General features: G+C 45.4%; 17 protein-coding genes, 1 tRNA gene and 1 pseudogene. 11 read left to right on the forward strand and 8 right to left on the reverse strand.

Going from position 1 to position 17,948, the window contains the following annotated elements; genetic code table 11:
* Positions 1-73: 73 nt before the first annotated feature.
* A complete protein-coding gene (gene trmFO / locus F6J94_RS14485) occupies positions 74-1,438 on the forward strand; it encodes an FADH(2)-oxidizing methylenetetrahydrofolate--tRNA-(uracil(54)-C(5))-methyltransferase TrmFO (RefSeq protein ID WP_293041332.1) in 1,365 nt (454 codons plus the stop codon).
* Positions 1,439-1,810: 372 nt separating this feature from the next.
* Here the strand turns inward: trmFO and F6J94_RS14490 are convergent, their stop codons facing one another.
* Together F6J94_RS14490 and F6J94_RS14495 are read right to left on the reverse strand one after the other, a co-directional pair.
* Positions 1,811-2,074, reverse strand: a complete 264-nt coding sequence (locus F6J94_RS14490) for a hypothetical protein (RefSeq protein ID WP_075897219.1) — start codon at positions 2,072-2,074, stop codon at positions 1,811-1,813.
* Positions 2,075-2,655: 581 nt separating this feature from the next.
* Complete coding sequence (locus tag F6J94_RS14495) at positions 2,656-2,781, reverse strand: hypothetical protein (RefSeq protein WP_293041306.1); 126 nt, start codon at positions 2,779-2,781, stop codon at positions 2,656-2,658.
* A 300-nt stretch (positions 2,782-3,081) separates the two neighbouring features.
* Here F6J94_RS14495 and F6J94_RS14500 point away from each other — a divergent pair, with 300 nt between their 5' ends.
* The 4 genes from F6J94_RS14500 to F6J94_RS14515 all read left to right on the forward strand — a co-directional run bounded on the left by F6J94_RS14500 (position 3,082) and on the right by F6J94_RS14515 (position 8,010).
* Positions 3,082-4,371 carry a murein hydrolase activator EnvC gene (locus F6J94_RS14500; RefSeq protein ID WP_229415219.1) on the forward strand — a complete coding sequence of 430 codons (1,290 nt, stop codon included), beginning with the start codon at positions 3,082-3,084 and terminating at the stop codon, positions 4,369-4,371.
* A gap of 139 nt (positions 4,372-4,510) precedes the next feature.
* Positions 4,511-4,583 (forward strand) — tRNA-Arg (locus tag F6J94_RS14505).
* A gap of 251 nt (positions 4,584-4,834) precedes the next feature.
* Entirely contained in the window at positions 4,835-7,417 is a 2,583-nt protein-coding gene (locus F6J94_RS14510; protein WP_293041310.1) for a sigma 54-interacting transcriptional regulator, read from the forward strand.
* A gap of 26 nt (positions 7,418-7,443) precedes the next feature.
* Complete coding sequence (locus tag F6J94_RS14515) at positions 7,444-8,010, forward strand: Uma2 family endonuclease (RefSeq protein ID WP_293041313.1); 567 nt, start codon at positions 7,444-7,446, stop codon at positions 8,008-8,010.
* A 207-nt stretch (positions 8,011-8,217) separates the two neighbouring features.
* On the opposite strand, the gene F6J94_RS14520 is transcribed toward F6J94_RS14515, so the two are convergent.
* The 5 genes from F6J94_RS14520 to purE form a co-directional block, all read right to left on the reverse strand.
* The gene (locus tag F6J94_RS14520; RefSeq protein ID WP_293041316.1) at positions 8,218-10,530 is read right to left on the reverse strand and encodes a caspase family protein; all 2,313 of its coding nucleotides are present in this window, start codon (positions 10,528-10,530) and stop codon (positions 8,218-8,220) included.
* Positions 10,531-10,869: 339 nt separating this feature from the next.
* Complete coding sequence (locus tag F6J94_RS14525) at positions 10,870-10,995, reverse strand: hypothetical protein (RefSeq protein ID WP_293041318.1); 126 nt, start codon at positions 10,993-10,995, stop codon at positions 10,870-10,872.
* Positions 10,996-11,151: 156 nt separating this feature from the next.
* Positions 11,152-12,339: a sulfate adenylyltransferase gene (gene sat / locus F6J94_RS14530; RefSeq protein ID WP_293041321.1), complete on the reverse strand. Its 1,188-nt coding sequence runs from the start codon at positions 12,337-12,339 to the stop codon at positions 11,152-11,154.
* A gap of 117 nt (positions 12,340-12,456) precedes the next feature.
* The gene (gene cysC, locus F6J94_RS14535) at positions 12,457-12,993 is read right to left on the reverse strand and encodes an adenylyl-sulfate kinase (protein ID WP_293024150.1); all 537 of its coding nucleotides are present in this window, start codon (positions 12,991-12,993) and stop codon (positions 12,457-12,459) included.
* Between the two features lie 308 nt (positions 12,994-13,301).
* Positions 13,302-13,829: a 5-(carboxyamino)imidazole ribonucleotide mutase gene (purE, locus tag F6J94_RS14540; RefSeq protein WP_293041324.1), complete on the reverse strand. Its 528-nt coding sequence runs from the start codon at positions 13,827-13,829 to the stop codon at positions 13,302-13,304.
* 46 nt (positions 13,830-13,875) lie between these two features.
* On the opposite strand from purE, the gene nagA reads away from it, so the two are divergent.
* The 6 genes and pseudogenes from nagA to mdh all read left to right on the forward strand — a co-directional run.
* The gene (gene nagA, locus F6J94_RS14545) at positions 13,876-15,036 is read left to right on the forward strand and encodes an N-acetylglucosamine-6-phosphate deacetylase (RefSeq protein ID WP_293041327.1); all 1,161 of its coding nucleotides are present in this window, start codon (positions 13,876-13,878) and stop codon (positions 15,034-15,036) included.
* A 162-nt stretch (positions 15,037-15,198) separates the two neighbouring features.
* The gene (locus F6J94_RS14550) at positions 15,199-15,414 is read left to right on the forward strand and encodes a photosystem I reaction center subunit IV (RefSeq protein ID WP_293024157.1); all 216 of its coding nucleotides are present in this window, start codon (positions 15,199-15,201) and stop codon (positions 15,412-15,414) included.
* 93 nt (positions 15,415-15,507) lie between these two features.
* A complete protein-coding gene (locus tag F6J94_RS14555; protein ID WP_293024159.1) occupies positions 15,508-16,356 on the forward strand; it encodes a DNA-formamidopyrimidine glycosylase in 849 nt (282 codons plus the stop codon).
* A gap of 23 nt (positions 16,357-16,379) precedes the next feature.
* Positions 16,380-16,637, forward strand: a complete 258-nt coding sequence (locus tag F6J94_RS14560; protein WP_293041329.1) for a hypothetical protein — start codon at positions 16,380-16,382, stop codon at positions 16,635-16,637.
* A 29-nt stretch (positions 16,638-16,666) separates the two neighbouring features.
* A complete protein-coding gene (locus tag F6J94_RS14565) occupies positions 16,667-16,888 on the forward strand; it encodes an NAD(P)H-quinone oxidoreductase subunit O (RefSeq protein WP_009149183.1) in 222 nt (73 codons plus the stop codon).
* A gap of 98 nt (positions 16,889-16,986) precedes the next feature.
* A pseudogene (gene mdh / locus F6J94_RS14570) lies at positions 16,987-17,820 on the forward strand (malate dehydrogenase); the annotation flags it as partial.
* Here mdh and F6J94_RS14575 read toward each other — a convergent pair.
* Entirely contained in the window at positions 17,810-17,920 is a 111-nt protein-coding gene (locus F6J94_RS14575) for a hypothetical protein (RefSeq protein ID WP_293041335.1), read from the reverse strand. The pseudogene mdh and the gene F6J94_RS14575 overlap by 11 nt on opposite strands.
* Positions 17,921-17,948: the final 28 nt, after the last annotated feature.

Here is a 17,948-nt window from a genome sequence, read left to right on the forward strand (position 1 = left end):
TCTCCCTACTCCCTACTCCCTACTCCCTACTCCCTACTCCCTGTTCCCTATTCCCTGTTCCCTTTGCTATATAATGACTAATGACAAACAACAAGTAAATGTTATCGGTGGTGGATTAGCCGGTACAGAAGCTGCTTGGCAAATTGCTCAGGCTGGAGTACCAGTGGTGTTGCACGAAATGCGACCAGTGCGACTATCCCCGGCTCATCATACGGTCGAATTGGCAGAATTAGTATGTAGCAATTCCTTTGGTGCTAAATCAAGCGATCGCGCTGCGGGTTTGTTGCACGAAGAATTGAGACGCCTTGATTCAATTATTATTGGCAAAGCTGATCAACATGCTGTTCCAGCTGGGGGTGCCTTAGCTGTAGACCGAGCAGTATTTAGTCGGGAATTGACGGAAACCTTAGCTAGTCATCCCCTGATCGAGTTGCAGCGGGAGGAAGTTCCGCAAATTCCTACCACAGGGGTGGTGGTACTTACAACCGGTCCGTTGACTAGTCCTGCTTTAGCCGAAGACCTGCAACAGTTCACTGGTTTAGAATACTTTAGTTTTTTTGATGCTGCATCACCGATTGTGGTGGGGGAATCCATCAATCGTGATATTGCTTTTATGGCATCCCGGTATGACAAAGGAGAAGCGGCTTATCTTAATTGTCCCATGAATCGGGAGCAGTATCGTCACTTCTGGGAAGAACTGTGTGCAGCCCAAAAGGCCGAATTGAAAGACTTTGAGCAAGAAACTGCTAAATTTTTTGAAGGGTGCTTACCGATTGAGGAGATGGCTCGTCGGGGGGAAGATACTATGCGCTACGGTCCTCTGAAGCCAGTGGGACTGTTTGATGCCCGTAAGGGAGACTTCCGCGCCCCAGAAAATCAGCACCACCGTCCTTATGCTGTGGTACAGCTGCGACAGGAAGATAAAACAGGTCAGCTGTGGAATATGGTGGGATTCCAAACTAATTTGCGCTGGGGTGAGCAGAAACGGGTATTTCGACTGATTCCAGGTTTGGAAGAAGCAGAGTTTGTGCGCATGGGGGTGATGCATCGGAACACCTTTCTGAATGCTCCTGAGTTATTGCAACCAACCCTACAGTTCAAAAAACGCTCTACTTTGTTGGCAGCTGGTCAATTGGTAGGAACAGAAAGTTATACAGCAGCAGCTGCGGGAGGGTGGCTGGCTGGTACAAATGCGGCGCGACTGGTATTGGGATTGGAACTGGTAACGATGCCACCCACTACGATGATGGGAGCGTTATTTGACTTTATCAGTTCCGCATCACCTAAGCATTTTCAGCCTATGCCACCAAATTTTGGGATTTTGCCCGAATTGCCAGTGCGGATAAAGAATAAGCGAGAACGATATGGAGCATATCGCGATCGCGCTTTGGCAGATCTTGATGGTTGGTTGATTAGGCTGCGCGTATCTGCAGCTTAGAGGATATCTGAAAAGTTTTTTGATACTGCATTTTGCCCCCCTAGCCCCCCAACTTTGGGGGGAACAAGAGTCAATTTGCTTCTAAAAGTCCCCCAAAATTGGGGGACCAACGGGGGCTTGGATGTAGCAAATTAGACTTCTCAGACAACCTCTTAAGAACTCTTATATTCCAACAACATAACTTTGACTTATTCTGACTCGAAGCTCCTGAATTAATATTACTAAATTTTAGAGCTTTTAAGTGCAAGTGCAAGATATGAAAATGGGTAATGGCTTGGGAGTAATCAAAGTTACCAATTTACCATTACCCAATTTTTACAATACTGATGTTACCGAATATAATATCAGCATTATTCAATTTAGGTTTACCAATTAAGTGCGGGATAGCTTAGCTGCAATCGCTGTTTCCTTAGCATCCACATCTTCTTCCTGAACTAAAGAAGCTTTTTTTATAGAACTCTTCTCCAGATTAGCAATCGGGGCAACAATTGGCCAAAAAACGGTTGCTATCGTCAACACTATCCAAGATATGCGGATTTGCTCAGGAGATAAATTAGTGTCTTTCTGGAAAGCTTGAAACCAGATCGCAAAAAAGTAGAGAGCGCCAGAAACGTAAAATCCTGCTAGTACCGTCATAACTAAATTTTATCCTAATATTGGTTAATTACAAGTTTTCATTCGGTCTGATTGACTGAAAACTCTGATGAGATCAAATCCGGTTAATTACTGGTTTGTTAACTATTCCCTCGATGTTTGGTAATGGGGAATGGGGAATCATCAACTACTCATTTCCAATTACGAGTTACCAATTACCCGATCAGGGATATAATAATTAGTTGACCGGATTTGAGATCAGCTACATTTACAGAGTTACCGAAAATTAGGCTAAAGTAACAGTTTTAGTGAACAAAGGGCTAAATTCCCCCAAAGTGAATAGTTAGGGAACGGGTAAAGGGGAACCGAAAACAGAACGATCAAGTCTTATGTTGCCTGTTGTAATCTGCTAAAAAACGAGATATATACTGTACTTCACGGAATTTTAACCCGCTGTATACTTGATTTCCCTTACTTAAATAGACTAGAGGACTGAGGTTTGTGCTTAGGTTGTTGCTAGGGTTTGTGGTGTTTACTTTCGTGTATAATTTACCAGCTCAAATGTAAGCATTCAGAGGTCAGAGGTCAGAGGTCAGCCGTCAGCCGTCAGCCAAAGGCTCACGCTACTTGAGATGCTGACGTAACTCAGCATTATTCCAATGCTTACCTGTTTTATTCAAAAGCACCTCAAGTAGCGTGGCACAGGCTTTGGCCTTGGCCTTTAGGCCACGCGGGGCGCGTTTGGCCACGCTGTGCGAACGACGCTGGGACACATAGCGGATTAGTTGATAGCTGATAGGTGATAGCTGATAACTTATAGCTGATAGCTGATAGCTGATAGCTTACGATACCTAAATAGTAAACACCAGTCCCCATAATGACAACACTAATGCTTTCCCCTCACTATTCACTATCGGCCAGTAGTAGTAGATAATATCCAAGGAGTGTTTAACTTTCGTCAGCATCAATTTATATAGAACTGATCTACAACCGTTGACAGCTGTATTCGGGAATTTTTTCGATGATTGTTCACAATACTGAGATAGTCTGTGGTTAAGGAAATCCGGCAAAGGGCAACCTATACCAAAAACGTCAACCCGTCTGGTAAGGTTAGGGATTGGTATGGCTTACACGGGATAGGGAGAGTTTGTCTAGGCTGTGTTCTTTGGCTGCTAATCGTCACAATTCCAGGGAGTACTTCTCCCTCACCCAACCCAGGAGTAGTAAACCCAGAAGTAGTAAACCCAGGAGCAGTAGATACCCTGCAACAGATACAGCAACATATTGAGCAGCAACGGTCTACTATTATTAAGGAAAGCGATCGCATATCTAATGTGGAGCAATCTGCCCAGAAGAAGCTGGGTGTGATTGAGCTTAATCTCAAGTCCACTGATACGGCTAACCAGGATTATAATGGCCAAATCCAACTGGCTAACCAGCGTCTAGACCAGTTGCAGGAGGATTTAGCAATTGCCGAGAGAAGCTATTACGAAAAGCGTGCTGCAATCATTGCTCGACTGCGTTTTTTACAGCGCCAGCCCAATGCTGAAGTTGGGTCGAATCTCCTCCTCAAGAGTCAAGATATCAACGAATTTCTGGCTCGACGCCGCCGATTGAAGTTAGTCTATCAAACAGACCAGAAAATCTTAACTAGTTTAAAAGCTGAAGCCGACAGCATTAACCAACGCAAAACCGAGATAGAGGCTCAGAAAAACCGAGTTTCCCTACTTAAACAACAACTCCTAGCCAAAAAGAAGCAGTTTGAAGCCCAGCTGAGGAAACAGCAACAACTGATTGACCGACTTAACTCTAACCGACAAGCTTTAGAAGCATCCCAAGCCCAGTTAGCAGAAGATTCTAAAAATATTGTCATCTTGATTCAACGAGAGATTGCCCGTCAAAACAAGATTGCGGCAGCTAGGAAGGCAAGGCTTCGCAAAACTTTTGTTTTTAATACTGGTCAGCTGCTTTATCCCAGTAATGGCTCCATTACCAGTAGTTTTGGTTGGCGACGTCACCCCATTCTAGGTACATCTCGCTTCCATTCTGGGATTGACTTTGGGGCTAGTTATGGCAGTACTATTCGAGCAGCAGATAGCGGTATAGTAATTTTTGCGGGTTGGTATGGTGGCTATGGCAATACAGTAATTATTGACCATGGCGACAGTATTGCTACCCTCTATGGTCATGCCAGTAGACTCTTGGTGAGTAAGGGAGAATCGGTGAAACGAGGAAATGCGATCGCAACTGTTGGGTCTACGGGTTTCTCTACCGGTCCCCACCTCCATTTTGAGGTTCGTAAGAACGGTGAACCTGTCGATCCGGCAAGTTATCTCTAGCCGATGGCACTTGCTAAGGCAGATTTGAAACAGTTTACACTTCTCGGTGCTCAAGTCGTGTATAGTTAAAATTGGCGATAGTGTGCTATTATCAAAGCTAATAAGATAGAGTAACTAAGATATAGTCACTCAAGCATAAGGGCGCGTAGCTCAGTGGATAGAGCACCAGATTCCGGTTCTGGGTGTCGGGGGTTCAAATCCCTCCGTGCTCGTTTGGATAAATTAACATAGCAGTCTAAATTGTATTCTTCAAAGGGCTAGCTCTGGCGTTAGGCACGACCAGAGCTAGATTATAGTGAAAGTTGTAGATTTACTTATCATTTGGGAGCTTGAAAGGGCTTCTTCCCAATTATTATTCAGTTAACAATAAACAATTAAAAATAAACAATTAACAAAATTTTCCTAACCATAATAATATTTTGATTAACTGAACTTCCCATCATTGTTTATCCCAGAGCCAATCATGACCATTCCAGACTTAGTGACGTGGCTAAAACAACGAACTGCTCTGAGTATTTTGACTCAGGAGGTGTTACAGAATCTAGCACCTAAGCTGGAAGAGCGGATTTTGCCCGCAAACCAAACCTTAGTGCTAGCCAACACCCCTCCCGCAGGATTATATATTCTCCGCTCAGGTCGGATCGAAAGCAATACTGAGGATTGGCAAGCTGTGGGTTTACTCCCTGGGGCAGTGATTAATCTACAAGCTCTATTATTGAACAAACCTGTTGAGCAAACCTTAATTACCCTCAACGAATGTCAGTTTTGGTTTGTCAGTGCTTCCGAATTTCGGGCACTCGTGGAACACTATCCAGAAATTACCCAGGCTTTCTCCCAACAACTGGCTGAAGAAGTAGAAGAGTTATCCGCTCAGCTAGCCTATGAACAAGAGCGTCAAACCATCTTACGACCGTATCTGGTTAGTAAAGCTAAACGGGGGATTATTGGGAAAAGTCGCTATGGGGTGCGACTGCGATCGCAAGTTAAACAAGCAGCGGAAAACCGCGAATCGGTGATAATCTTCGGAGAACCTGGACTAGAAAAAGATAACATAGCAGCCTTGATTCATTTTAGTTCTCCCTATCGGCGAGAAGCCATGATTAAAGTCGATTGCTCTAAATTACAAGCCAGGGTCGCAGAATTATTTGGTCGTGCAGGGGGAAAACCTGGGTTAATTGAAGCCTTAGGTCAAGGAACTCTACTATTAAATAATATTCAAGAACTTAGCCCAGAACTTATTCCAGAAATCGCTAATTTACTTAGAACCAATACCTATACTCCAGTCAACCGTTCCCAACCGGTAGTCGCTCATGGGGGAGACCCCCAAGACCGCGCTACCTCAGAACATACAGATGTTGCAGCAGCCAACGTCTCTACTAGTCAGGCTCGGATTATCATGATTGCCGAGAGAAAACTGCCAGAGATTGATTCGGTGGCAGAAAAATTGATTAAAGTACCACCACTACGGGTACGAAAAGCCGACATTGGTGACATAGTCAACTACTATATTAGTATCATATCTCGTGCTAAATGTATTAATAAAAACCGGATCACTCCCGAAGCATTACGGCGATTACAGGCGTATGATTTTCCCAATAATCTCAGGGAATTATACAATTTAGTTGAACGAGCCATTGTGCAGCTAGAAGGATGTTCAGAAGTAACCGAAGAAATTATCTGGCCCTCCCAAAGTAAGAAAAAGAAATTCCGTCTCAATCTCTTAAATTATTATCCAGGGTTACGTCGCTTTCTCCGCAGCCCTTGGTGGCCAGACCGGATTAATTATGGCTTTACCTTAACCGCTTTTGCGATTATTGTTGCTATTTTATTTATCGGACCCCAGAATCGTCAAGAAAACTTTGCGCTTAATTTATTCTGGGCGTGGTGGTGGCCCTTAGTATTAATTAGTTTTCCCTTTGTGGGTAGGTTATGGTGTGCAGTTTGTCCATTCATGATTTATGGGGAAGTTACTCAGAAATTATCCCTGTGGCTATTTCCCCGTAAGTTAAAACGTTGGCCCCGAGAACAGGCTCAAAAGTGGGGAGGTTGGTTTTTGTTTGGCTTATTCTTCTTGATTTTATTGTGGGAAGAATTGTGGGATTTGGAAAATACCGCTTATCTTTCCGCTTGTCTACTGTTATTAATTACAGCGGGTGCGATGATATGTTCCGCTATTTTCGAGCGACGCTTCTGGTGCCGCTATTTATGTCCCATTGGCGGCATGAATGGCATGTTCGCTAAACTATCGATAACGGAATTACGAGCACAACAAGGGATATGTTCAGCGGAATGTAGCACCTATCAATGTTATAAAGGTGGTCCCGAAAAAGGGGAGGGAATGGAAACGGATGGCTGTCCCTTGTACTCTCACCCAGCACAATTGGAAGATAACCGGGATTGTGTGTTGTGCATGACCTGTTTGAAAGCCTGTCCCCATCGTTCAGTAGAAGTGAATTTACGTCCTCCAGGTATTGAATTGTGGACTACCCATGTGCCTCGCAGTTATGAGGTAGCTTTGTTATTGTTATTGTTAGGAGCAGTGTTTTTGCACCGTTTACCAGAATTGCAAGAAAACCTGGGGTTAGGGTGGGATTTGAGTCAGTTTTGGACTCATGGTTTGCTCTCGGTAACAGTGTTGAGTTTACCAGCAATTGTCCCACTATTGGCTCAAGGAATAATGGTAGGATTATATCAGGTAAAAGAAATTCGTAAGCCGAGTTATTTTGTTAAATTAGCTTATGGATATTTACCATTAGTGTTAGCTGGTAATTTTGCTCATTATTGGCGGCTTGGTTTAGGAGAAGGGGGAAGGATTTTACCGGTAATGTTTGCTACGTTTGGATTGAGTGGTGAAGGATTACCTGTGTTGGTAGCCCATCCAGCAGTAATTGCATTCTTGCAGGGAACTACGTTAATTTCAGGAGTACTTTTATCCCTGTTTTTGACCCAGAAGATAGGACGTCAACCCTTTAGTTTGTTATTACCACACCATGTGAGTACGATAGTTTTAGGGATTAGTTTGTGGTGGATTATTGTGGGGTTTTGATATAATGATATCGTGGTTTTATAAAAATGCAAAAACTAAAAACTAGACTGACCCTGGAAGAATTTCTGGCAATGCCTTCGACCGATGTAACCTATGAATTAGTTGAGGGGGTTGCAGTACCGAAAATGTCTCCTAAACGTTTTCATGCTAGGGTAAGTGGTGCTTTATATACACTTTTGGATCAGTGGTGTCAGGAAAAGGGTGAAGTCAATCCAGAATGGACAATAGCCTTGCAACGTCACGGTCAAGACTGGGTACCTGTGCCTGATTTAATCTACATTTCTGTTCAACGTCTGCCCTCAGAAGTTATAGAAGATGAGGCTTGTCCAGTACCCCCAGAGTTAGCCATTGAAATTATCTCACCGGGACAAACCTTTGGGCAATTAGCCGAGAAAGCAACTGATTATTTAGAAGCGGGAGTATTACGAGTTTGGGTTGTTGATCCTCAGGCGAGAAGTATCACAGTTTTTTATCCAGATGCGCCACCACAGACTTATACCAAATTTGCGCTGATCACTGATTCGCTTTTTGAAGGGTTGGAACTTACTCCCGAGCAAGTGTTTGGGAAAGCGAGGTTACCTAAGAAGGGTTAATGACTCAGAATAAATAAAATTTATGTTTTTGAAATAACCACAGTTATAATAATAGTTTAACCAAAAAAATAACTAAAAATTATTAGTGATGTTCCCTATCCTCACACTGTTCCCCCTGTTCCCTGTTCCCTGTTCCCTATTTCCTCTTAAACACTTATGCATCAATTGTTAATTGCCAATTAGCAATTGACAATTAACAAGCTGAAATTAAACCACCCGATAGAGAAAACTTAGAGTTGCCCAAGTATTGACATCCAAGGCGTAGGAATCAGCAGCTATACTGAGGGAAGAATCTAGGGAATTTGCACTAGCATCATGTATGTCTTGCAACACCGCCTTGGCCACATCCAAGGGGTTAAACAAATCATCAATTGGTGCTCCGATTCCGCGACGAGATGGCACAGCGTCGAGAGCTTTACTGGCCTCAGTGAAGGGAGAGCGACTGCAAATCAGTTGCATTTCCACCATTCCACTAGGACCTGAGACAATCCCACCAACAGAAGCTACGGCTGATGGCAGAGTTAGGGTTTCCCCAGGAGCAATTACAGCATCTTTGATAGATGGAGAGTTTTCTGAAGTCTGTGATGTCTCCAAAAATGGCAGTTCATATAGTGCGATCGCATTGCCATTGGTATTAAAGCCTAATAGCAAGAAATAGATCGGTTGGTCACCGTAGTTTTCGATCTGATAATGGAGACGACTCCCTACCGGCAAAATAGGAACACCTGCTTCTGCCACAGTTTTTGTCAACTCAGCCTGAGATTTAGCTTCACCCTCAGCTACCAAATCTACCCGTGAGGAGGAAGCCGTCCGTGATGTTTCGAGTTGCATCACTAGCTTTTGCTCTGGTTCAATCATCTGTAGGGATACCCGAATACCTAGACCGGAAGACCCATCATTAGCAGTTAGACGCAGCAATTTTCCGGCCAGCAAGGTGTTCAGTTTACCAGCCAATCCCATAGCTGCTGACTTCACGGCTACCCCAGCTTCCCCAACTCCATTGGGTATGGGTTCACCGTCAAGATAGAAGATTCCATAACCCCCTCCCCCAGCATTTTTGGAAGAGAGTGCTTTCCCAAACAAGTAATCAGCAGGTTGTTCCCCTGCTTGCACTACCGATGCAGCAGAGATACTAGAAAAGGCGCTGGTAGCATCTACTCGCTCAATTCGTTGTAGGTTGCCATCCAGAGCTACCGTTAGACCAATATTACGGGGTAACACCCGGACCGCTTCTTGCACCAGCTGCCCAACTTGTAGCTGATTGTTATTATCAGTACTAGCACCAATAAATTTTGCCTTAGCCGTCAGACCATCTTTAGAGGTTATTTGTAGTTGAGAGACTCCCGAGTTAGCACCGGCTTCCAATACAGACAATACAGAATTGTTGCTATAGTTATCCACAACTGTTGCTGGTAATCCTGCTAACCACAACTGTGCAGTTTGACCATTATCTTCCAGGGCAGTGACCACACCATCCGCTCCCATGCTAGGGTCAAGGGGCAGATAATAGGTAGGTATTGGCTCAAGACTACTCTGACCCCCTAGCCTTGGCTGTTGTTGTGTACCTGTCAGTTGATTAACCATCAGACCAGCGTGAGTCAGGCTCACCTGAATTGTGGTTGTTGGTATTGCCTGCCACAGATACTGAGTAAGAGCATAGGTAAATAAGCCAGCACTGAAACCATTCCATTTCGCCTCAATCGCCATTTGATTTGGTTCAGCCGCCGTGAGAACCATACCTGCCATCGGATTCATAGCTCCAGGCACAACCGAAACCGATTGCGGGTTTACCATCCCTTGCCCAGAATCCTGTATCCGCCGCCGCAGTTGCTCTTGAAAAGCCAGTTCCTCCCGACTAGCCTCTTTGGCTGGTGGGTTAGTACTAGAGCGTACCTTAATATTTCCTTGGAGGAGGCTATCAGCTACCGTGTGGCTAGTATCAAGTACTGTAGTTACTTGGTCAGTTGCTAGGGTACGCAATAGCAAAACTAACGTTTCTTCCAGTAAATCGTTGGCTACCTTGGGTTTTTTTTTGGTCAGGCTCCCATCTACTGGAACCAAGCTATTTTGAAGTGCAACAGACTTATCGGTTTGATACTCTTGAGATAGCTTGACCTGGCTACCGAAGCCACTGAAGTGGAAGACTACCACGTCACCTGGTTTCGCTTGCTCCGTCAGATGTTCAATAAAAGCCGTTTCAATATTTTCTCGGGTCGCTTGGTCATCGTTAAGTATAAGTATATCCTTCGGGTTGAAGCCAAACCGATGAATCAATAGTTCTTGTTGTAGTTCTACATCAGTAACACAGCCATCCAAGAGTGTGCTACGAGGATACTTGTTGATACCTACTAGTAGGGCTAACTTTCGCCCAAGGGGTTGTGCTAATACTTGGAAGTAACGGTCTATTCCAGGAACAGCTAAACCACTATTCCCTAGGAGGGATAGTATTGTTTCACTGACTCCTAATGTTGCCAATCCCAAACTAGCTTTTTGCAGAAAAGTCCGGCGATTAAGTCCCATATCCGCGCTTCAGCTTTCAGATTTCAGCTATCAGCCTACCAGGATTGGCGCTCCCACGGCCACAAGCCGTGGGATTCCCAGTTGAGCTAGTTCACTAGTTCACTAGTTAAAGGTTTAACGCGATGGACTTCGTCCCGCTTTGCTGCGAAGCGCGTGGCCGAAAGGCCAAGGTTACAGGTTGAAGGTTATTTGGTTGAAGGTTGAAGGTTGTTCGCGTAGCGTGGCCGAAAGGCCAAGGTTGAAGGTTATGTGGTTACAGGTTACAGGTTACAGGTTGAAGGTTATGTGGTTACAGGTTACAGGTTACAGATTGAAGGTTATGTGGTTACAGGTTACAGGTTACAGGTTGAAGGTTATAGGTTGAAGGTTACAGGTTACAGGTTGAAGGTTGTTCGCGTAGCGTGGCCGAAAGGCCAAGGTTACAGGTTTAAGGTTTGGAATATAACCAAATAACCAAATAACCAAATAACCAAATAACCGCCTCACCTCCAACCTTCAAAGGTCTAACCTCCAACCTTCAAAGGTCTAACCTCCAACCTTCAACAGTCTAACCTTCAACCTTCAACGGTCTAACCTTCAACGGTCTAACCTTCAACGGTCTAACCTCCAACCCTCTAACCTTTAAGTGCTCTCGTGCATTGCCTTAGCCAGTTCTGCTGCCACTTCAGGTCGGGAAAATTCCGGTGGTGGTAATTCTCCCTCACGCAGCATTTTCCGTACCTTAGTACCGGATAAATGAATCCTCTGCTCCGGTGTACTTGGACTAGTCTTGGCGGTAGCCATACCTTGGGTGCGAGTGCAGTAGAAGGCGTGCTCAAACTTCATCGGCATGATCCCCAACTCACCTGGCTCAAACTCACCAAAAATGTGTTGGGCATCATAGGTGCCGTAATAGTCTCCCACACCAGCGTGGTCTCGTCCTACAATGAAATGGGTACAGCCGTAATTCTTCCGTACCAAAGCATGGAAAATGGCTTCTCTTGGGCCAGCGTAACGCATGGCAGCAGGGTTAATTGCCAGAATCACGCGGTCATTGGGAAAATAATTCTCCAACATGATTTCATAGCAACGCATCCGTACATCTGCTGGGATGTCGTCGCTTTTAGTAGCACCTACTAAGGGATGAAGAAACAAACCGTCTACAGTTTCTAGAGCACATTTGATGATATATTCATGAGCCCGATGAATGGGATTACGGGTTTGGAAACCTACCACTGTTTTCCAACCCCGTTCCGAGAACATGGCTCTCGATTTTTCTGGATCGATTTGGTAGGAGGGAAACTGGGGATGGGGTAACCGTTCCAGTAACCATACTGAACCAGCTAAATTAATCTCTCCCTGGTCATACACGACTTTCACACCAGGATGCTTGTCTTCATCAGTGCGGTAAACTTGCACCGCTTCATGGGTTTTGTCGTAAGAATATTTTTCTGTCAGTTCTAATACACCAATAAACCGACCACTGGTATCATCCAAACGGACTAATCCCCCCTCTTGCAGAGGGGCAGCTACTTCAGAGGTAACCGAGAGGGTGATCGGAACTGACCACGGTAGGTTATTGGCTAGACGCATCCGGTCTACCACTGATTCGTAGTCTTCTTTGGCCATGAAGCCAGTCAGGGGACTAAAGCCACCGATAGCAATCATTTCAAGGTCGCTGACAGCCCGTTTATCCAGTGTAACTCTGGGCAGAAATTCAGCTTTATCCAAAAATTCCTGCCGTTGTTCAGGTGTAGCGACACGGTTGACCAGTTGACCACCGTGAGCTGGGATAGTTTGTGAAGGATGGCTTAACACCGGGCTTTGCATACTCTAGGAATAATAATTAGATTCTACAATTGTCTCAAGAATTGTCTCAAGATACGACTCCCACTCCAAAGCGTGTAGGTGGGGTTCTTGAGTTAAGGTTTCTATAAAGATTCTGCTTCAAGTACTAGAAATATAATTTAACTCTTCCAGCTTTTTAAGAACTTTGTCCACACTTTCTGATAATTCTTCTTGGTCAGTGCGACATTCCACCTCCGGATTTAATGGTGGCTCATAGGGGTCATCAATACCAGTAAAATTCTTAATTTCTCCATCACGAGCTCGTTTGTAAAGTCCTTTGACATCTCGGCCTTCGCAAACTTTTAGGGGAGCATTAACATAAACTTCTACAAAGTCACCAATCCTTTGCCTGACCTCCTCTCGAATTTCACGGTAAGGAGAGATAGCGGATACCAAGACAATAACTCCATTGCGGGTTAAAAGATGGGCAACAAAGCCAATGCGGCGAATGTTTTCATCCCGGTCTTCTTTACTAAATCCGAGTCCTTTGGTTAAGTTCTGACGGACGATATCCCCATCCAAGACTTCGGGCTTGCATCCTTTGGCGTTTAGTTTTTCTTCTAATGCCTTAGTAATAGTGGTCTTTCCAGCACCACTAAGACCAGTTAACCATACTGTAACACCACGATGTTCCATTAAATTTATTTACCTCCTAGATTTTTTGTTGACATGAGTTGGATTTGGTGTGGATCGGGTATTGGTATTTCAGCTGAACACCAAACTCAACCTCGTAAGTCCTATGGCCTTTAGTCTCGGCTCATTTATAACAGATGCTTCCCTTCCGTAGCATGCTTTTGAGATACCCCAACTTAACGTAGTAGAACGAGTCGGATTGCCCTCGAATTATTTTCTGTCACATCCCTATAGTGGCTTACCCTGATAGCAAGTTAATCGGGATTTTTGCCCTTTTTCAATGCTAACCTTCTCAAGGTCCCTGAACCAGATTAACCCATCTGCCCTAAGTATTGCTGATAACCTAACTCATCGAGCAATGCTTGCTTTTCCATCACTGATTGGGCTAAATTCTGGCGATACTGCTGCACTCTCTCTAGTAATTCCGGCTGATGAGTCCCCAAAATCTGCACTGCTAACAACCCTGCATTCTTGGCATTACCAATTGCTACAGTAGCGACGGGAATTCCCCCAGGCATTTGAACAATTGAGTATAGGGAATCGATACCCTGCAAGTGACGACTAGACACTGGAACCCCAATTACAGGCAAGGGTGTTAGGGCCGCTACCATCCCAGGCAGATGAGCCGCCCCCCCAGCACCAGCGATAATAACTTTGAGTCCACGCTTGTGAGCGTTTTGGGCATAATTTACCATCCGTTCAGGGGTGCGGTGGGCGGAGACAATCGCCACTTCCGAAGGAACACCGAAGTCTTCACATACTGCGATCGCATTTTGCATGGTGGGCAAATCGGAATCGCTGCCCATAATAATCCCAATTAACGGTTGGTTATTGGTCATGAATCATGTTTGATGGTAGATGAATTAGACTTCGCCACATTCCCTAATGACTCTAGATATTATCAATGCTCGTGTCCCTAGTTACGAGGGTTTACAGAATATTCACATTAATGATCATGGAATTATTGACGCGATCGCACCCAACCCAGAAACTCTTCCTAAGCTAGAAACTCTTCCTAACCCGGCTATCCTTGACGTTGCTGGGGATTGGGTCTCCCTAGGGGGTGTGGATTTGCAGATTAATGGGGGGCTAGGCTTAGCCTTCACCGATGTGGATTTTCACCACATCCCTTTACTCCAGGATATTTGTCAATTCCTTTGGCATCAGGGTGTCGATCACTTTTTACCCACTCTGGTGACTACTTCTGTAGAGAAGATTCAGCGATCGCTTTCTGTCTTTGCTAAATTTATCCCTTCCCAACCTTACCAGACCCCAAGCGCCCGCATCTTGGGTGTCCATCTAGAAGGGCCTTTTCTCAATCCCCAAAAACGGGGAGCTCATCCTCTTGAGTATCTATTACCACTTACTCTTGAAAATGTCAAGGAAGTTTTGGGATACTATGGTAATCTGGTTAAACTAATTACCATAGCGCCAGAGTTAGATAGCATTGGTGAGGTGATTCCGTATTTGCGATCGCGCAACATAATCGTTAGTCTTGGTCACTCCCAAGCTACAGCAGAGCAAGCCCAAAGCGCCTTTGAACATGGGGCATCCATGGTAACCCATGCTTTTAATGCCATGCCAGGACTCCATCACCGCAAACCAGGATTACTCGGAGCTGCCCTAGTTACTCCCGGTGTCCAGTGTGGACTAATTGCCGATGGTCAGCACGTTTGTTCCACCATGATCCAATTGCTGCTCCGTGCTGGGGGTTATGAACAAGGGATTTTTCTAGTTAGCGATGCCCTAGCACCAATAGGATTACCCGATGGCGTCTATCCCTGGGACACCCGCCAGATAGAGGTCAAAAATGGGACAGCACGGCTACCAGATGGGACATTATCTGGGACAACCTTGCCATTATTGGTAGGGGTAGAGAATTTAGTCCAGTGGGGGATTTGTAGCATTGAGAATGGCATTGCCCTCGCAACGGTTTCCCCTCGCCAAGCCATCGGTTTACCAACCCTCAACATTGGTCAACCAGCTCAGTTATTACGCTGGCATCTCGATGAGGAAACATCAAAGCTGAGTTGGCAGCGTTTGTAGTCTCACTCTTCCGACTCCCGACTCCCGATTCCCGATTCCCGATTCCCGATTCCCTACTCCCGATTCACTACAGGGAAATTAATAAAACTTAAACAATTAAGTCAACGGAGAAGCCTAATTGAGTAGTACGCTGTAGAACTAGAGCGTAAGGTAAATTTTTTTATGGCAGAACTAAAACGTGGTGCAAAAGTTCGGATTAAAAGAAAAGAATCCTACTGGTATAACGATGTGGGAACTGTGGCTAGTATAGACAAGAGTGGTATCAAATACCCAGTGATTGTCCGCTTTGATAAGGTCAACTATACTGGCTACAGCGGTAGCCCCTCTGGGGTCAACACCAATAACTATGCACCGACTGAACTGGAAGTAGTTGGTTAACCTAGCCAGACTCAGGAATTTGAGTTCCTGGTGTCTGTAGAGTGCTAAGTTAACACGCTTGCACTCACCATTGATTAACTAAAGCACTCAATCGTGCCGGAACTACCAGAAGTTGAAACAATTCGCCTGGGTCTAAATCAAGTGACTACAGGCCAAGAAATCCAGGGTGGAGAGGTGTTACTATCGCGCACCATCGCCCACCCTATTTCTCCGAAAGATTTTTTAGCCCAACTCAAAACTGTCACCATTAGTGATTGGTATCGACGGGGCAAATACCTACTCGCTAAACTAAGCAAGTCAGACAGTGATCAGGCCGGTTGGTTAGGTGTTCACCTCCGGATGACTGGTCAACTGCTATGGCTAAGTCAAGACCAGCCTCACCCAAAACACACGCGAGTGCGATTGTTTTTCCCAAACAACCAGGAGTTAAGGTTTATCGACCAGCGCACCTTTGGTCGAATGTGGTGGATTCCGCCATCCCAATTACCAGAAACTATTATCACTGGTCTAAAGCAACTCGGACCAGAACCGTTTTCCCAGGAATTTTCTACAGATTACCTAGTTAGTAAGCTCCATCACCGCCAGCGTGCGATTAAAACAGCCTTGCTCGATCAATCCCTGGTAGCAGGAATAGGTAATATCTATGCCGATGAAGCATTATTCTTGAGTGGTATTCGACCAGAAACCCTTTGTAAAGATTTGGGGTTAGAGCAGATCGAAAAGCTGAGCATCGCGATTATCCAAGTATTGGAAAAAGCGATTGAGTCTGGTGGTACCACGTTTAGTGATTTTATCAACGTCCAGGGAGTCAATGGCAACTATAAGGGGATTGCCTGGGTTTATGGTCGCACCGGAGAACCCTGTCGTATCTGTAGCACCCCCATCCAGCGAACCAAGTTAGTCGGTCGCTCAGCTCACTTTTGTCCGAACTGTCAGCGTTGATAAGTGTGGGAAGTGTGGGAAGTGTGGGGAGATGGGGAGATGGGGAGATGGGGAGATTTCTATTAAGGGTAATTATCGGTTCTCATGGTAATAAGGTAAACAAGATTTTTTACCGACTCCCGACTCCCAATTCCCGATTCCCGATTCCCGATTCCCAATTCCCTGTTCCCGATTCCCGATTCCCGATTCCCGATTCCCAATTCCCGTTCCCCTCCTGGGAGGGGTTAGGGGTGGGTTCCGATTCCCGATTCCCGATTCCCGATTTCTCATTCCCCCGATAGAATAGAAGAGGAAAGACAAAAGAGATTTTATGGCTGGGAAAATTAAAAAGGGAGTATTGGTTCGGGCTATCCAAGCCCAGTTAGAGGGTAGCCTGGAAGCAAAAGCAAGTGACCCCCGCTTTTCCTCTTATCTGTTTGAAACTGATGGGGAAATTCTTGATATCAAGGGGGATTATGCCCTGGTCAAGTTTGGTCGGGTACCTACCCCCAACATTTGGTTACGTATTGACCAGTTGGAAATCTCGTCTTAACCGGCCTGAAAAGTATCGTCTTAACGAGCATCCCTTTTGAAGACGATGCTCGTTAAGAGCGGCTACGCGAACGCATTTCCACCCTACCCATTCCGATCATGGTACCCTATCCCAACTCCCCAATTGCCTGCCACGACAACCGTGTATCCGTAATCGGTGGTGGTAGAGTAGGGAGTACTCTTGTCCAACGGATTGCTGAGAAAAATCTGGCCGATGTCGTACTCCTGGATATTAAACCAGGTATGCCCCAAGGCATTGCTCTCGATTTAATGGAGGCCAGGGGCATTGAAGGTCACGATTGCCAAATTATCGGAACTAATGACTATGCTGATACTGCTGGTTCCGATGTGGTGGTGATTACGGCAGGAAGTCCCCGGAAACCAGGCATGAGTCGGGATGACCTGCTACAGATCAATTCCAAAATTGTGGTGGAAGCGGCTAAAAATGCGATCGCAAAATCCCCAGATGCCATGTTAATCGTGGTCACCAATCCCCTCGATGTGATGACCTACCTAGCCTGGCAAGCTACTGACTTACCACCCCATCGCGTCATGGGCATGGCAGGGGTGTTGGATTCTACCCGATTCCGGACATTCATTGCCATGGAAAATGGTGTATCCGTTGCGGATGTCAATGCTGTAGTGCTCGGAGGCCATGGGGACCTAATGGTGCCACTACCCCGCTACTCTACCGTTAGCGGTGTTCCCATCACGGAACTGATGACACCAGACCGGATAGAAGCCCTGATCGAACGGACTCGCCGAGGCGGAGCAGAAATTGTAGAACTGATGCGCACTGGCAGTGCTTATTTTGCTCCAGCATCATCTGCCTGTTTGATGGTAGAAGCAATATTACACAACCAATCCCGCCAAATCACCGCAGCTGCCTACCTTCAGGGTGAATATGGTTTAAAAGATATTTTTATAGGGGTATCTCAAAACCAGCGATCGCATTTTTCAAATCTGCTGATTTTACCGGTAAGGGTAGGTAGACATAATCCACATCCAAGGATGCGATCGCTCGGTTATGCATCAGTGGTGATAAAGAATGTTCCACTGGA

The sequence above is a fragment of the Moorena sp. SIO1F2 genome (genome assembly GCF_010672755.1).
Taxonomy (GTDB): Bacteria; Cyanobacteriota; Cyanobacteriia; order Cyanobacteriales; family Coleofasciculaceae; genus Moorena.

Bases quoted from the DNA above. Each gene is read 5' to 3' on its own strand.
- F6J94_RS14515 (WP_293041313.1), top strand. From the start codon at position 7,444: ATGCAAAAACTAAAAACTAGACTGACCCTGGAAGAATTTCTGGCAATG.
- F6J94_RS14510 (WP_293041310.1), top strand. From the start codon at position 4,835: ATGACCATTCCAGACTTAGTGACGTGGCTAAAACAACGAACTGCTCTG.
- F6J94_RS14490 (WP_075897219.1), bottom strand. From the start codon at position 2,074: ATGACGGTACTAGCAGGATTTTACGTTTCTGGCGCTCTCTACTTTTTT.
- F6J94_RS14575 (WP_293041335.1), bottom strand. From the start codon at position 17,920: ATGCATAACCGAGCGATCGCATCCTTGGATGTGGATTATGTCTACCTA.
- trmFO (WP_293041332.1), top strand. From the start codon at position 74: ATGACTAATGACAAACAACAAGTAAATGTTATCGGTGGTGGATTAGCC.
- F6J94_RS14565 (WP_009149183.1), top strand. From the start codon at position 16,667: ATGGCTGGGAAAATTAAAAAGGGAGTATTGGTTCGGGCTATCCAAGCC.
- F6J94_RS14520 (WP_293041316.1), bottom strand. From the start codon at position 10,530: ATGGGACTTAATCGCCGGACTTTTCTGCAAAAAGCTAGTTTGGGATTG.
- purE (WP_293041324.1), bottom strand. From the start codon at position 13,829: ATGACCAATAACCAACCGTTAATTGGGATTATTATGGGCAGCGATTCC.
- F6J94_RS14550 (WP_293024157.1), top strand. From the start codon at position 15,199: ATGGCAGAACTAAAACGTGGTGCAAAAGTTCGGATTAAAAGAAAAGAA.
- sat (WP_293041321.1), bottom strand. From the start codon at position 12,339: ATGCAAAGCCCGGTGTTAAGCCATCCTTCACAAACTATCCCAGCTCAC.
- nagA (WP_293041327.1), top strand. From the start codon at position 13,876: ATGACTCTAGATATTATCAATGCTCGTGTCCCTAGTTACGAGGGTTTA.
- cysC (WP_293024150.1), bottom strand. From the start codon at position 12,993: ATGGAACATCGTGGTGTTACAGTATGGTTAACTGGTCTTAGTGGTGCT.